The sequence below is a fragment of the Arthrobacter sp. zg-Y916 genome, assembly GCF_020907385.1.
In the GTDB taxonomy this organism is placed as follows: Bacteria; Actinomycetota; Actinomycetes; order Actinomycetales; family Micrococcaceae; genus Arthrobacter_B; species Arthrobacter_B caoxuetaonis.
On record NZ_JAJJOD010000003.1, the window covers coordinates 171,673 to 185,827 of the forward strand.

The following is a 14,155-nucleotide window of genomic DNA, read 5'->3' on the forward strand; positions in this document are numbered from 1 at the left end:
CTATACACGCTCCACATGTTGAAGGGATTTCACGACGCGTTCCAGGTGCCACTGAAGGTAGCTCGCTACCAGCCCGGCCGATTCGCGCCTTGGTTGTGGTCCTGCCGCATCCGCCGACTCCCAGTCTCCGGTGAGCAGCGCAGACAACAGCGACATGGTTTCGGCCGACGGGGAAGCCGAGCCGGGCGGCCGGCAGGCCGGGCAGACCGCTCCGCCCAGCGGGGCCGAGAACGCCGTATGCGGTCCCGCTGCGCCGCAGCGGGAACAAGCCGTGAAACTTGGCGCCCAGCCGGCAGTGGACAGTGCCCGCAGCAGGTAGGAGTCCAAAATGAGTTCTGGAGCGTGCGCTCCCCTGCCCAGTGCTGCCATGGCACCGATCACCAGATGGTAGTGGGCGTTGGCTGATTCGCCGTCGACGTCCGTCAGGCGCTCCGCTGTCTCGGCGATGGCGGCCGCTGCCGTGTAACGCGCGTAGTCTGCTGCGATTCCGGCACCGTAGGCACCTTTGGTCTGGGCCTGGGTAACGATGTCCAGGCTGCGCCCGTGGGAGAGCTGCAGGTCCACCACCATAAAGGGCTCAAGCCGCGCACCGAATTTGCTCGAGGTACGCCGGACCCCTTTGGCGACGGCCCGGACCTGCCCGTGGTTGCGGGTCAGCAGGATTACGATCCGGTCCGCTTCACCCAGTTTGTGGGTGCGCAGGACAACGGCTTCGTCCCGGTAGGTCCGCGAAGCGAACGATTTGGTGGCCACTTCCCTATTTTCCCACGCACAGGGGCGCCCGGCTGCAGTTGCGGCCGGGCGCGCCCTTTCCGTGCGGTGCGAGAAGAATAAGGCTAGGCGCCGGCGCTGTCGCGGATCGCCCGGTTGACCGCAGAGATCACTGCCTTCAGGGCAGAAAGGGTGGTGTTGGAGTCGATGCCAACACCCCACAGCACGCGCTCACCGACGGCAAGTTCAACATAGGCCGCAGCCATGGCGTTGCCGCTGGCAGACAGGGCGTGCTCGCTGTAGTCGAGCAGGCGCACGTCCACGCCGTCCTGGCTGAGGATCTGCAGGAGCGCATCGATCGGACCGGTGCCCGAGGCAACCCGGCGCTGCGGGATGCCGCCGCCTGCGCGAAGGCTGGCGGTGAGCAGGAACGACCCGTTCTCAGCGGTGTCTGCAGTGACGGAGGTGAGTGCGTAGTGCCCCCAGGCCTCGCCGTCGGATTCGGGCGTGATCGGCAGGTACTCATCCTGGAACACACGCCAGAGCTCGGCTCCGGTGACTTCGCCGCCCACGGTGTCGGTGCGGCGCTGGATGACACCGGAGAACTCGATCTGAGCCCGGCGCGGCAGGTCCAGGTTGTGCTCGCTCTTGAGCAGGTAGGCAACGCCGCCCTTGCCGGACTGGGAGTTTACGCGGATCACGGCCTCGTAGCTGCGGCCAATGTCCTTGGGGTCGATGGGCAGGTAGGGGACGCCCCACTGCAGCTCGTCAACAGACTTGCCGGCCGCAGCGGCATCCTTCTCCATGGACTCAAAGCCCTTCTTGATGGCGTCCTGGTGGGAGCCGGAGAAGGCAGTGAAGACCAGGTCTCCGCCGTAGGGCGAGCGTTCCGGCACGGGCAGCTGGTTGCAGTATTCGACCGTACGGCGGATCTCGTCCATGTTGGAGAAATCGATCTGCGGGTCGATTCCCTGGCTGAACATGTTCATGCCCAAGGTGATCAGGTCAACGTTGCCAGTGCGTTCGCCGTTCCCGAAGAGGCAGCCCTCAATCCGGTCGGCGCCTGCCAGATAGCCCAGTTCTGCCGCGGCTACTCCGGTGCCCCGGTCATTGTGCGGATGCAGGGAAAGGATGATGGAGTCGCGGTTGGCGAGGTTGCGGTGCATCCACTCGATGGAATCTGCGTAGACGTTCGGAGTCGCCATCTCCACCGTTGCGGGGAGATTGAGGATCATCTGCCGGTCAGGGGACGCTTCCAGCACCTCGGCGACGGCGTTGGAGATCCGCAGCGCGAAGTCCAGTTCGGTGCCGGTGTAGGACTCAGGCGAGTACTCGTACGTGACGTCGATGCCGCGCAGCTGCTCTTCGTACTTCTTGCAGAGCCGTGCACCGGTGAGCGCGATGTCCACGATGCCGTCCTGGTCGGTGTTGAAGACCACTTTGCGCTGCAGGACGGAGGTCGAGTTGTAGAGGTGGACAATCGCCCGGTCGGCGCCTTCGAGCGCATCGTAGGTCCGCTCGATGAGGTGTTCGCGGGACTGGGTGAGGACCTGGATGGTGACATCGTCCGGGATCCGGTCGCCTTCGATCAGCTGGCGGACGAAATCAAAGTCGAGCTGGGACGCGGACGGGAAACCGACCTCGATTTCCTTGTAGCCCATGTTCACCAGCAGGTCGAACATCTTGTGCTTGCGCTCGGGAGTCATGGGGTCGATCAGCGCCTGGTTGCCGTCGCGGAGATCCACCGCGCACCAGCGCGGAGCCTTGGTGATGGCCTTGTCCGGCCAGGTGCGGTCCGGAAGGTCCACGACAATCTGGTCCTGGAAAGGAACGTACTTGTGGATCGGCATGCCGGAGGGCTGCTGTGCGTTTCGCATAATGTCTGGGGTGGCCTTTTCTTTGGAGAGCTTCAGAAATGGTGGCCGGGCAACACAAACTCCGCAGCGAGGGTTCGGCCTAAACAGTTGTTTGTGTGGCCTCGCCGCGGCAGCTAAGAAGGAGGATCTCTGCGCGCACGTGCCCAGACTAACACGGTGGTGCCGGGGCTACTGAAAGCTCAGTAACCGAAGGCGCTCTGGCACGTAACCTGCGCCGCCGTCTGTCCCGTGAGTCCGCCAAGGTCGCCGGTCTCATCCATGGCGGTGCCGGTCGTGAAGTCCGCACCAACCTGAACGACGACGCCGCTCACCACGGCACTGAGTGCCACCTGGGAAGCGGGGATGTTCAGCTCTGCGGCAACCTGGTTGGCCATTTCCTCGTAGCCATAGGCGTAGAAGATCTGGGTTCCGGGAGTCGTGCCCTGGGAGAGCCCGCCGGCCACAGCCTGGGTGAATCCCTCACTCAGGAGGTACCGCGCCAGCTCAGCGTCACGGCCGGTGGGCTCGCCGCTGATTCCGTCCAGGAAGGTCACCGGAATAGTTGCCGGGTCAATGGTTTCGGGTGCCTGCGCGGGCGTGGCCGAAGGGGTGCCTGGCGTGGCGGTTTCTGAAGCCGGAGCCTCAGCCTCTTCCCCGCCGGTGACCGACTGGTCCGAGACGAGCCTGTCGAAGAGCGGCTTTGCCGCCGCCTCGTCGAGTACCAGGCGGTTGGGGTCCAGCGCGTAGGGTGCCACGGGCACGGTCACGAAGGCTACATTGCCGAGGTCGACGTCCTTGAGGCGGCCGGCCAGGGCAATCAGGGTTGAAACATCGGTCAGTCCCTCGTCGACCGTCAGGTTTTTCGTCACCGTCTCCGCGATTGAGTAGAGCCGGGGAAGGTTGTTCAGCGTACCCTCGCCCTGCACCTTCCGGACCATGGAGGCCATGAAGCTCTGCTGTGCCTTGATACGGCCCTCGTCGCCGCCGTCGCCGAATCCGTGGCGTGTCCGGAGGAAGGCGAGGGCCTGGTCGCCCTGGACGCTGGACACACCCGCCGGGATGTTCAGGCCGGACAGCGGATCGTCCACCGGCTGGTTGACGCACACCTCCACCCCGCCGAGCGTATTGGAGAGTTCCTTCACGGCATTGAAATCGGCCATCATGAAGTGGTCGACGTTCAGGCCGGTGAGTTCGTTAATCGCAGCGACGGTGCAGCCGGGTCCGCCGTTTCCAAGGGCGCCGTTGAGCTGCCCCAGGGCCATTTCCTGGTACTGCATCCCGGACTCCGGATCCGTACAGGCGGGCAGCGGCACCAGCAGGTCGCGGGGAAAGCTGACCACCGTGACGTGGGAGCGGTCCGCAGCCATGTTCACCAGCATCATGACGTCCGAGTTGTTGGAGTCCTGGCCCTCGCGGTTGTCCGTTCCGAGGACGAGGATCTGCATGGCGTCAGTGTTTGTGTCCGCCGGGAACTGATCCTGGCCCTGTCCGATGTTCAGCGGCTTGGTATCGAAGTTGCTCTGCAGCCGCATCAGCTGGATACCTGCGAACGCGAGCCCGGAGACCAGGGTGAGGGAAAGCAGCACCGCGAGGGTGGCCAGGACAGGGTGGCCTCCCCTGGCGGCGCGGCTGCCGAGGTGCCGGCTGCCGGGCACGGCCTGCCGCCGGCGGCGGTTCCCTGAGGGCGCGGAGGGATGAGGACCTGTTGCGGCACGGCGTGCTGTCATGGCCGGTCCCTCCCACGGATCAGTAGTATTCGGGCAAGCGAAAATGGATGAACAAAGTGTACGGGGCGCTCCTGTGAAGAAGCTGGCTTGGTGCTTCTAGAAGCCCAGCTTCACCAGCTGCTTGGGATCACGCTGCCAGTCCTTGGCGATCTTGACGTGCAGGTCCAGGTAGACCCTGGTTCCCAGCAGTGCTTCGATGCCGCGGCGGGCGTTCGTTCCGACCTCGCGCAGGCGTGCTCCGCCCCGCCCAATGATAATCGCTTTCTGCGAAGACCGTTCAACGTAGAGGTTCACGCGCACGTCAAGAAGGGGGTTTTCCGCGCTGCGCCCCTCACGCGGCACGATTTCCTCCACGACGACGGCCAGGGAGTGCGGAAGTTCATCGCGGACCCCTTCAAGGGCGGCTTCGCGGACCAGTTCAGCCACCATGACGGCTTCGGGTTCGTCGGTGAGTTCACCGTCGGGGTACAACGGAGGCGAGGCGGGCATGTGGGAGGCCAGGACGTCGGCCACCGTGTCCACCTGGAAACCGTCAGCTGCGGAAACCGGCACCACATCGGCCCAGCCGGCCTCGCCGCGGACCTCGTTGCCCAGGGCTGTGACGGACATGAGCTGTTTGGCCAGGGCGGCACGGTCCACCAGGTCGGTCTTGGTGACCAGCGCGATGATGGGCTTGCCCTTGAGCGCGGCCAGCTGGTTCGCGATGTAGCGGTCACCGGGGCCCACTGCTTCGTTGGCAGGGAGGCAGAAGCCGATCGCATCGACTTCAGCGAGCGTGTCAGCCACGAGGTCGTTGAGGCGCTGGCCCAGCAGCGTGCGCGGCCGGTGGAGCCCCGGGGTGTCCACCAGGATCAACTGTGAATCCTCGCGGTGCACGATTCCCCGGATGGTGTGGCGGGTCGTCTGCGGCTTGGCTGAGGTGATCGCCACCTTTTGCCCCACCAGCGCGTTGGTCAGGGTGGATTTGCCGGCGTTGGGCCGTCCTACCAGGGAGACGAATCCGGCGCGGAAAGTTGGCTCAGTCATTTCGGGGTACCAGTTCTGTTGATTTCGTTCCGGCCGGATGCTTCTCCGGCGTTGAGTTCTCGGGCTGCTGCCCGTTCGGCTGCTTCCAGGCGAGGATGTGGGAGACCCGGTTGCGGCGGCCTTCCAGCCGCTCGGCGTGGAGGACGATTCCTTCGACGACTACTTCGCTGCCGACGATCGGCACGCGGCCGAGCGCCTTCGCGAGGAGACCGCCTACTGTGTCGACCTCGTCATCTTCCAGGTCCGTTTCGAAGAGCTCGCCAAGGTCGTCGATGCCTGCCTTGGAGCTGATCCGGAACCTGCCCCCGCCCAGGTTTTCGATCTCGGGGCGTTCGGAATCGTATTCGTCCACGATTTCGCCGACGATCTCTTCAATGAGGTCCTCAAGCGTCACCAGGCCCGCGGTTCCGCCGTACTCATCGATGACGATCGCCACATGGGTGGATTCGCGCTGGAGCTCCTGGAGCAGTTCACCCACTGCCTTGGATTCGGGCACGTACCGCACGGGGCGGCAGAGTCCGTCGACCGGCTGGGAGGACGCCTCGGGTGCACGTCCGTGCAGCTGCGCCGCCACATCCTTGAGGTAAAGGATTCCGACGATCTGGTCTGCGCTGTCCTCGATGACCGGCACCCGGGAGTAGCCGGAGCGCAGGAACAGTGACATCGCCTGCCGGAGGGTGGAACCGGAGTCGATGCAGACCATGTCCGTGCGCGGCACCATCACGGACCGGACCTTGGTGTCGCCGAGTTCGAAGACGGAGTGGATCAGCTCCGCCTCATTGTTCTCGATCATGTCGGCCTCGGAGGCCCGGTCCAGCAGTTCCCGGAACTCCTCTTCCGTGAAGAAGGCTGCATCCGGACCCTGGGTTCCCGGAGCCACTGCGGACCCGATCTTCACCAGCCAGCCCGGGATGGGTCCGAGGATGATGCGCAGCAGGCTCACCAGGCCGGCAGTCAGCACAACGACGCCGGTAACGTGCCTGCGCCCGATCTGGCGCGGAGAAACACCCACCAGCACGAACCCGACACCGGCCATGGTCACGGTTGCCAGGAGCCCTGCGAGCCACAGGTTGTTCACCATCAGCTGGAAAGCCATGGCAACGGACACGGCGGTCGCCATTTCGAACCACACGCGCCAGAACCGCAGGGCGTGCATGTGGGCGACCGGCGCCTTGAGGATCCGCTGCAGCGGTTTCCCGGCCCTGCCGGTCAGCAGTGCCTCGGCCTCGTGGCGGGGAAGGTAGCCGTAGGCAGCTTCGGCGGCGGTGAGGAGTCCGGCCAGGACCGTAAAGGCTATGGCCATCACCAGCAGCACGCCTACGCTCAACTGCGTGTCTCCTTCGGGGCGTCCTTGCCCAGATAGCCGGAAAGGAGCTGCCGCTGGAGACCGAACATTTCGGCTTCCTCTTCAGGTTCGGCGTGGTCGTACCCCAGCAGGTGCAGGACACCGTGCGTAGTCAGCAGGGCAAGCTCATCGTCAGTGCTGTGGCCGGCCGTCTCCGCCTGGCGGGCGGCAACCTGCGGGCAGAGGACTATGTCGCCCAGGACTCCTGCGGGAGTCGGCCGTCCGGGGGAACCGGGGCGGAGTTCATCCATGGGAAAGGAGAGGACATCGGTGGGACCGGGCAGGTCCATCCATTCGATGTGCAGCTTCTCGATGGCGTCTTCGTCCACCAGGATGATCGACAGCTCAGCCTCGGGATGCACGTACAGGGCGTCCAGCAGGTAGCGGCCCAGCCGCGCGAGTGCTTCCTCGTCGGCTTCCAGGGCGGACTCGTTGTTTACTTCAATGCTCATTACTTCTTCTCCTGGCCCGCACTGCGGGAGGCTGTGCGGGAACGGCGTTCCTCGTCCCATTCGCCGTAGGCCGTGACGATGTCGCTGACAAGGCGGTGCCGGACCACGTCCGTGGCTGTGAGCTCCGAGAACTGTACGTCCTCGATCCCGTCCAGGATTTCATGGACGATCCGCAGCCCTGAAACGGTGCTGCCGGGAAGATCCACCTGGGTGACGTCGCCGGTAACCACCATTTTGGAACCGAAGCCCAGGCGGGTCAGGAACATCTTCATTTGTTCCGGCGTCGTGTTCTGCGCCTCGTCCAGGATGATGAACGCGTCGTTGAGGGTACGGCCGCGCATGTAGGCCAGCGGTGCCACTTCAATGGTGCCGGCGGCCATCAGGCGGGGAATGGATTCAGGATCCATCATGTCGTGCAGGGCGTCATAGAGGGGCCGCAGATAGGGGTCGATCTTGTCGTTCAGCGTTCCCGGGAGGAAGCCAAGCCGCTCCCCCGCTTCGACAGCAGGACGCGTGAGGATGATCCGGTTGACTTCCTTTTGCTGCAGCGCCTGTACGGCCTTCGCCATGGCAAGGTAGGTCTTGCCCGTACCTGCCGGACCGATCCCGAAGACCACGGTGTTGCGGTCGATCGCGTCAACGTAGTTCTTCTGGTTCAGCGTCTTGGGCCGGATGGTGCGTCCGCGGGTGGAAAGGATGTTCTGCGTCAGCACCTCGGCCGGACGTTCGGCGGTCTGGTCCCTGAGCATGGTGATGAGCTGTTCCAGCACCTGCGGCGTGACACGGGTCTGGTGGCGCGCCAGGACCCGGACCTCATTCACCAGGCGGACGGTCCGGTCAACGGCAGGCGCCGGGCCTGAGACAGAGAGTTCGTTGCCCCGGACGTGGAGGTTGACCTCGGGGAAGGCGGACTCGATGACTCTCAAAGCCTCGTCATTCGCGCCCAGAGACTGGACCATATGCTCCGTGGAGTCAAAGACAATCGTCTGCTGGTCCTCGCGGATGGTGCCGATTCCTGCTGAAGATTCGGTCATATATACGGCCCCTCGGCCTCTCATCGCCCCTTATCAGGTCATCTTGGTCTAAAGCTGAAAAACGGAATGTTTTCCCCGGCAGGCTCCCGGAGTAATTCCGCGCGCACACCTCATTTAATCTTACTTGATCTGCGCCACGCCGTGCCGCCATGGCAGCAGGAGTGTAGCCGCAACGGGCACGGGAAGGGTCCGTGACGTGGATTACGCGGTTTGTCTCGGCTTTGCATCGGCTCGGTCTCAATCAGGTTTCAGTCCCATCCCAGAACAGTTAACTCACCGTTTTCGGGCCGCGGGCTGTGCCAAGCTGGGGGTCGTGCTGCGACCGGATCCCCGCTCCGGACGCTCCCCCACATGCACCGCCCGGTCCCCGGACTGCGGGCACTGAGCAACGGAAGGCAGGGACGGCTATGGCAAAACAACGGCAGACCCGCGTCCGTGTCCTCCTCCTCGCAGCGGCAGTTCCGTTCATCCTCCCCGGCTGCGGTGTCGTCGCAGAGCTGCCGACCACGTCGATGCCCGATTCGTTCAGCAAATCCTCGGCGTCCGAGGGGCTGCCCATGGCGGTCTCAGCTCCCGCGGAGGCAACGGCGTCGAAAGTTGTCATGCCGGTCTACTGGCTGGCCCAGAACGAGTCCGACATCCAGCTGTACCGGGAATTCCTGCCGTCCGAGAACACGGGCGACCCGATTGGCGAAGCAGTACAGGCCATGACGGCGCAGGTCCCCCGTGACAGCGACTATTTCACGCCCTGGCAGCCGGCGTCTGAAGTGACCGCCTCAATTTCGAGCAAGAACATCATCACCGTGGACATCACTTCCGACGCCTTCAAGGCCTCACTTGACGCAGGCATGGCCCACCGGGCCGTTCAGCAGCTGGTGTACACCGCCACGGCTGCTGCGGCCAACGCCGGGCTCACGACGGCGGGGTACAGCACCAGCGTGATTGTCCTGGTGGACGGCAAGGCAGGCTACCAGGCCTTCGGCCACGAGCTGCTGGAAAAACCGCTCGAGCGGGACAAGTTGCTGCCCGCGCCGATCTGGATCATCGATCCCCAGGAAGGCGACGGCGTCGAAACCTCCGTCACCGTCACCGGTTCCGCCGTGGTCCGGGAGGAGAAGCTTTCCTGGAGCGTCGAGCCGATCGTGAAGGGACGTCCGGATACGTCAGCCGCCACCACGGGCAGAGTCGCACTCGACGCCGCTACCGGCGAAACGGCACTGTTCGAAGTCAGCATCAAACTGGAACCGGGCGAATACAACCTGCGGGTCTTCCACGGCGATGGTGCCAACGAGGATTCGAAGCGCATTACTGTCTACTGACCCGCGCGCTCCGGCCTGCCCCGGCATCTGGAGCAGTTAGGACCAGCGGCCCAGCAAATGGTTCAGCAGCACCAGTGCTGCCGGGCCGGCGCTTGAAGAGCGGAGCACATGCGGCCCAAGGCGCACGGTGAGGGCACCGGCAGCGCGCAGGGACTCGAGTTCCGCGGGAGAGATCCCGCCCTCGGGGCCAACCACCACGGCAATGGAAACCCGGTCCCCCGGTGCACGATCCTGCCCCTGCAGCTCCAGCGACTCCACCGCGTTGACCAGTCCAGTGTCCGCCTCTTCGTGCAGGACGAGCACCAGGTCCATGCCTGCCAGCCGCTGCGGCAGCATCTTGGTATCAGCGACGTCCAGGACGACGGGCAGCCGGGAACGGCGGGACTGCTTGGCTGCTGACGTTACGACCGATTGCCACTTCGCCCGTCCCTTCGCTGCCTTCTCGGCCCGCCACCGCACAATGCTGCGTTCTGACTGCCACGGAATGACGGCGTCGACCCCGAGCTCGGTAGCTGCCTCGATGGCCTGCTCATCCCGGTCCCCTTTGGCCAGGGCCTGGACCAGGATGAACTCGTGAACCGGGGCCGGCTCGGACTGGACTTCGCTGACCTCGATCTCCAGCAGGGCAGGCTCAGCGCAGCGGACAGTTCCGCGCAGCCGGATCCCGGCGCCGTCGACAATGTCAACGTCCTCGCCCGGAGCCAGCCGCTTGACCGACACGGCATGCCGCGCCTCCGGGCCGGTCAGCGTGAAGACGCCTCCCGGTGCCGCCGCTGCCACCTGTTCGGGGTCGCCAAAAAAGATCGGGTTGGTCATGAAGTACCCGTCTGCGGCTAGTGGTTGCCGAGGCGGTCGCGGAGCTTGGCGAAGACACCCGGGCTGCTGGTGCCCCCGACGCGGCCTTCGGCGCACTGTTCGCCGCGCAGTTCGGCGAGCCGGCGGAGGAGTTCTTCCTGCTCGGCGTCGAGCTTCTGCGGCGTCTCGACCTGGACGTGGACCATCAGGTCCCCTCGGCCGTAGCCGCGCAGGTGGGTGACGCCCAGGCCCTTGAGGGTGGTCACTTCGCCGGACTGGGTGCCCGGCTTGATGCTGATTTCCCGGGCGCCGTCGAACGTTTCCATGGTGATGACCGTTCCCAGCGCTGCCGCGGTCATGGGGACGGTCAGCGTTGCATGCAGGTCGTCGCCTTCCCGGACGAACACCGGATCCGCGTTGACGCGGATTTCCACGTAGAGATCACCCTGGGGCCCGCCGGCCGTGCCGGCCTCACCCTGGCCGCTGAGCTGGATGCGGGTGCCTGTGGCCACGCCGGCGGGGACCTTGATCGTCAGCGTGCGGCGGCTGCGGACCCGGCCTTCCCCGGCGCACTCGTGGCAAGGGTCGGGAATGATGGTGCCGAACCCCTGGCAGGAACCGCAGGGAGCAGTGGTCATGACCTGGCCGAGGATGGACCGGACCGCACGCTGGACCTGACCCGTGCCGTGGCAGATATCGCAGGTGCGCGGGGAGGTGCCGGGCTGGCAGCACGAACCGTCGCAGGTGGGGCAGAGGACAGCGGTTTCGACGTCGATCTTCTTGTTGGTGCCGAAAACGGCGTCCTTCAGGTCGATGCGGACGTTGATGAGCGCGTCCTGGCCTCGGCGGGTACGCGAAGCCGGTCCCCGCCCGCCGCCGGCGCCGCCGCCGAAGAACGTATCGAAGATGTCCTGGAAGCCGAAGCCCTGGCCGCTGAAGCCGCCGCCGAAACCGTTGTCGGTGCCGTTCTCCTGGCCGGTGGTGTCATAGATCCGCCGCTTCTGCGGGTCGGAGAGGACTTCGTAGGCGTGGGACACTGCCTTGAACTCGTCAGCGGCTCCGGGAGCGGTGTTGACATCAGGATGCAGCTTGCGGGCAAGCTTGCGGTACGCCTTTTTGATTTCCTCGCCGGTGGCATCCCGGCTGACGCCGAGTACCTGGTAGTGATCACTCACTCGTGCACATCGCTTCCTGTATTGCGTACCCCGTTATAGGGGCGGGTTTTGTCTTTTCGACGGCACCCCGAGGGGCTGCCGCTCCGGGTCACTCGTTCAGGACCCGGGAAAGGTAGCGGGCGACGGCGCGGACCGCAGCCATGGTATTGGGATAGTCCATTCGTGTGGGACCAAGGATTCCTACCATAGCGGACGCGTCCGGGCCGTACCCAGTGGCTACCACGGAGGCCTCGGAGAGAGAGCCGTAGGGGTTCTCCGAACCGATGCGGACGGAGACGCCCCTGGCGTCCTGCTCCATCTCTGAAAGCAGGCGGAGCATGACCACCTGTTCCTCAAGTGCTTCAAGGATCGGTCCGATGGTCAACGGGAAATCTCCGGTGGCACGGGCCAGGTTCGCCGTTCCTGCCATGACCATCCGGTCCTCGCGGTTGATGCCCGCAAGCTGTTCCAGGCAGCGGCCGAGCGCCCCCGCGGTGCCGCGCAGCTGTACCGGCACCGTTGCCAGGCAGTCGGCGAGGTGGCTGGTGATACGCGTCAGGGAGGTTCCGGCCAGTCCCTGCAGGAAGTGCTGGCGGAGTTCGTGCAGGGCAGGCTCAGTGACCGGGGAGGGAACGGTGATGACCCGCTGCTCAACCCGGCCCGTGGTGGAAATCAGGACTACCAGCACCTGTGCCGGTGCCAGCAGGACGAACTCGATATGCCGCACCTTGGCGTTGCCCAGATGCGGGTACTGGACGACGGCGACCTGGTTGGTCAGCTGGGCCAGCAGGCGCACTGTCCGGTCCAGGACGTCATCAATGTCCTCGGCGCCCTCAAGCAGGTTCTGGATGGCACGGCGTTCGGCGCTCGACAGCGGCTTCAGGTCCGATAGCTGGTCAACGAAGAGCCGGTACCCCTTGTCAGTCGGGATGCGTCCGGCAGAAGTATGCGGCGCAACAATCAGGCCCTCTTCTTCGAGGACCGCCATGTCGTTGCGGATGGTGGCGGAGGAGACGCCGAGCTGGTGCCGCTCTACCAGGGCCTTGGAACCCACAGGTTCCCGGGAATGGACATAATCTTCAACAATGGCCCGGAGCACCTCGAGCCGGCGTGGTTCACTCATGGTTTTCCCTCCCTCGTTGAAGCTCCTGCGGCACTTTCGCGCGGATTAGCACTCGGCATACTCAAGTGCTAAGTCTAATACGTTCCGATGCCGTTGCTAGCATTGAATCTCCCGTGCCTGCGAGACCGCCGGCGCTCCGCCCCGTGTCCAGGAACGAGGAAACCCCGTGCCGAACTTTGAATGGGGACCGAGGGATATCTCTGCCCCGGTCCGGAAAGCGCTCCGGCAGGTCGGCGCCGAGAAGGGCCTTGTGCTGGAAGATGTCCAAACCGGCTGGGTAGGCGCCGTCCTGCGGACGGAAAAGTCCGGGGGCCTGCACCTCATGGTGCTTGAAGACGCCCGGGGTCGCACTAAATCCTTTGAACTGGGTTTCGGCTTCCTCCTTGAAGGCGAACCCGTGGAAGTGGTTCCGGCAGTAAAGTCCTCAGCCCCGACAGTGCAGCGAACGGCGTCCGGCTCGGTCGCCGTCGCGAACCAGCGGGCCCGGACCGCGCGGGCCAGCCGCATCTGGGTTGAGGGCAAACACGACGCTGAGCTGGTGGAAAAAGTCTGGGGAGACGATCTGCGCGTTGAAGGCATCGTCGTCGAGCCCCTCCACGGCGTGGATGACCTGGCTGCGGCGGTGCGGGACTTCTCCCCCGGGCCAGGACGGCGGCTGGGAATCCTGGTGGACCACCTGGTGCCGGGGTCAAAGGAATCCAGGATCGCGGCCGCAGCGATGGCCGTTCCCGGTGCGGCAGCGAACGTCCTGATCGTTGGCCATCCCTACGTAGACGTCTGGCAGGCGATCAAACCCCACGTCATCGGTCTGCAGGCCTGGCCCGTGGTCCCGCGTTCGGAAGACTGGAAGACCGGCATCCTGAAAGGACTCGGCTGGCCGCACCGTGACCACACCGACGTCGCCATGGGCTGGAAGAAACTCCTGGGCGCCGTGCGGACCTATGCGGATCTGGAGCCGACCCTCCTGGGGCGGGTCGAAGAGGTCATCGATTTCCTCACCGTGCCCTAGCGCGACAGCCGTCCGCGGCGCTCTCCGCTCGCTGCGGCGCTCCGCCGCAGGTGTGTTTGCCTGTGTACGCCGCTGAACCCAGTACCCTTGATGAACAACAGGTACCCGTGGGTGCGAACCCTGCGTCATCTGAGAGTTAAAGGAATGCAACTGTGTCCAACACACGCCAGAACCATCCGCAGCGACCGGAAAACCACGGTTCCCCAGCGCGCCCGGACTACCAGGGTGCACCCGCCAATGCCCTTCCGCTGACTGCTTCCGAAGACCGTCAGTGGGCCACGCTGTCCCATTTCGGCGGCATCCTGGGCTTTGTGCCGTCCCTCATCATTTACCTGGTCTTCCGCGACCGCGGCCCGTTCACTGCGCAGGAATCCAAGGAAGCGCTGAACTTTACCCTGCCTCCCACCATCCTGGCGCTGGTGGCCTGGCTGCTGTCCTTCATCCCCGTCGTGGGCGGCTTTTTCGCGGTCTTCAATGCCCTTATCTGGATTGCCGTCGCCGTGGCTTCGGTCATTGCGGGCATCGAATGCAACCGCGGGCGTCCGTACCGCTACCGCTTCAACCTGCGCCGGATCCGCTGACGCATCCAGCGCTGACGCATCAA

The 14,155-nt window shown here is 64.9% G+C and carries 13 protein-coding genes; 3 read left to right on the plus strand and 10 right to left on the minus strand.

The features are described from left to right. From recO to LOC59_RS07825, 7 genes are all read right to left on the minus strand, one after another. Positions 1–753: a DNA repair protein RecO gene (gene recO, locus LOC59_RS07795; RefSeq protein WP_227895787.1), complete on the minus strand. Its 753-nt coding sequence runs from the start codon at positions 751–753 to the stop codon at positions 1–3. 83 nt (positions 754–836) lie between these two features. Then, positions 837–2,588: a 2-isopropylmalate synthase gene (gene leuA, locus LOC59_RS07800; RefSeq protein ID WP_227895786.1), complete on the minus strand. Its 1,752-nt coding sequence runs from the start codon at positions 2,586–2,588 to the stop codon at positions 837–839. 179 nt (positions 2,589–2,767) lie between these two features. After that, complete coding sequence (locus LOC59_RS07805) at positions 2,768–4,294, minus strand: LCP family protein (RefSeq protein ID WP_227895785.1); 1,527 nt, start codon at positions 4,292–4,294, stop codon at positions 2,768–2,770. Positions 4,295–4,390: 96 nt separating this feature from the next. Beyond that, positions 4,391–5,320 (minus strand): GTPase Era, encoded by a 930-nt coding sequence (gene era / locus LOC59_RS07810; RefSeq protein ID WP_227895784.1) that lies wholly within the window; start codon positions 5,318–5,320, stop codon positions 4,391–4,393. Beyond that, positions 5,313–6,623, minus strand: a complete 1,311-nt coding sequence (locus tag LOC59_RS07815) for a hemolysin family protein (RefSeq protein ID WP_423721696.1) — start codon at positions 6,621–6,623, stop codon at positions 5,313–5,315. The genes era and LOC59_RS07815 overlap by 8 nt, the downstream gene beginning before the upstream one ends. Positions 6,624–6,643: 20 nt before the next feature. Continuing rightward, positions 6,644–7,117, minus strand: coding sequence for an rRNA maturation RNase YbeY (gene ybeY / locus LOC59_RS07820; RefSeq protein ID WP_227895782.1), 474 nt, complete (start codon positions 7,115–7,117; stop codon positions 6,644–6,646). After that, positions 7,117–8,151, minus strand: a complete 1,035-nt coding sequence (locus LOC59_RS07825; protein ID WP_227895781.1) for a PhoH family protein — start codon at positions 8,149–8,151, stop codon at positions 7,117–7,119. The genes ybeY and LOC59_RS07825 overlap by 1 nt, the downstream gene beginning before the upstream one ends. A 407-nt stretch (positions 8,152–8,558) precedes the next feature. On the opposite strand from LOC59_RS07825, the gene LOC59_RS07830 reads away from it, so the two are divergent. Beyond that, on the plus strand, positions 8,559–9,470 hold the full coding sequence (locus LOC59_RS07830) for a GerMN domain-containing protein (RefSeq protein WP_227895780.1): 912 nt from the start codon (positions 8,559–8,561) through the stop codon (positions 9,468–9,470). A gap of 36 nt (positions 9,471–9,506) precedes the next feature. On the opposite strand, the gene LOC59_RS07835 is transcribed toward LOC59_RS07830, so the two are convergent. From LOC59_RS07835 to hrcA, 3 genes are all read right to left on the minus strand, one after another. Beyond that, the gene (locus tag LOC59_RS07835) at positions 9,507–10,286 is read right to left on the minus strand and encodes a 16S rRNA (uracil(1498)-N(3))-methyltransferase (RefSeq protein WP_227916715.1); all 780 of its coding nucleotides are present in this window, start codon (positions 10,284–10,286) and stop codon (positions 9,507–9,509) included. Positions 10,287–10,303: 17 nt separating this feature from the next. Continuing rightward, a complete protein-coding gene (gene dnaJ / locus LOC59_RS07840) occupies positions 10,304–11,440 on the minus strand; it encodes a molecular chaperone DnaJ (RefSeq protein ID WP_229971345.1) in 1,137 nt (378 codons plus the stop codon). An 88-nt stretch (positions 11,441–11,528) separates the two neighbouring features. Next, positions 11,529–12,542, minus strand: a complete 1,014-nt coding sequence (gene hrcA / locus LOC59_RS07845; protein WP_229971347.1) for a heat-inducible transcriptional repressor HrcA — start codon at positions 12,540–12,542, stop codon at positions 11,529–11,531. A gap of 166 nt (positions 12,543–12,708) precedes the next feature. Between hrcA and LOC59_RS07850 the strand changes: the two genes are divergently transcribed. Together LOC59_RS07850 and LOC59_RS07855 are read left to right on the plus strand one after the other, a co-directional pair. Beyond that, a complete protein-coding gene (locus tag LOC59_RS07850; RefSeq protein WP_227916714.1) occupies positions 12,709–13,551 on the plus strand; it encodes a DUF3097 domain-containing protein in 843 nt (280 codons plus the stop codon). 152 nt (positions 13,552–13,703) lie between these two features. Further along, the gene (locus LOC59_RS07855) at positions 13,704–14,132 is read left to right on the plus strand and encodes a DUF4870 domain-containing protein (RefSeq protein WP_227895775.1); all 429 of its coding nucleotides are present in this window, start codon (positions 13,704–13,706) and stop codon (positions 14,130–14,132) included. Positions 14,133–14,155: the final 23 nt, after the last annotated feature.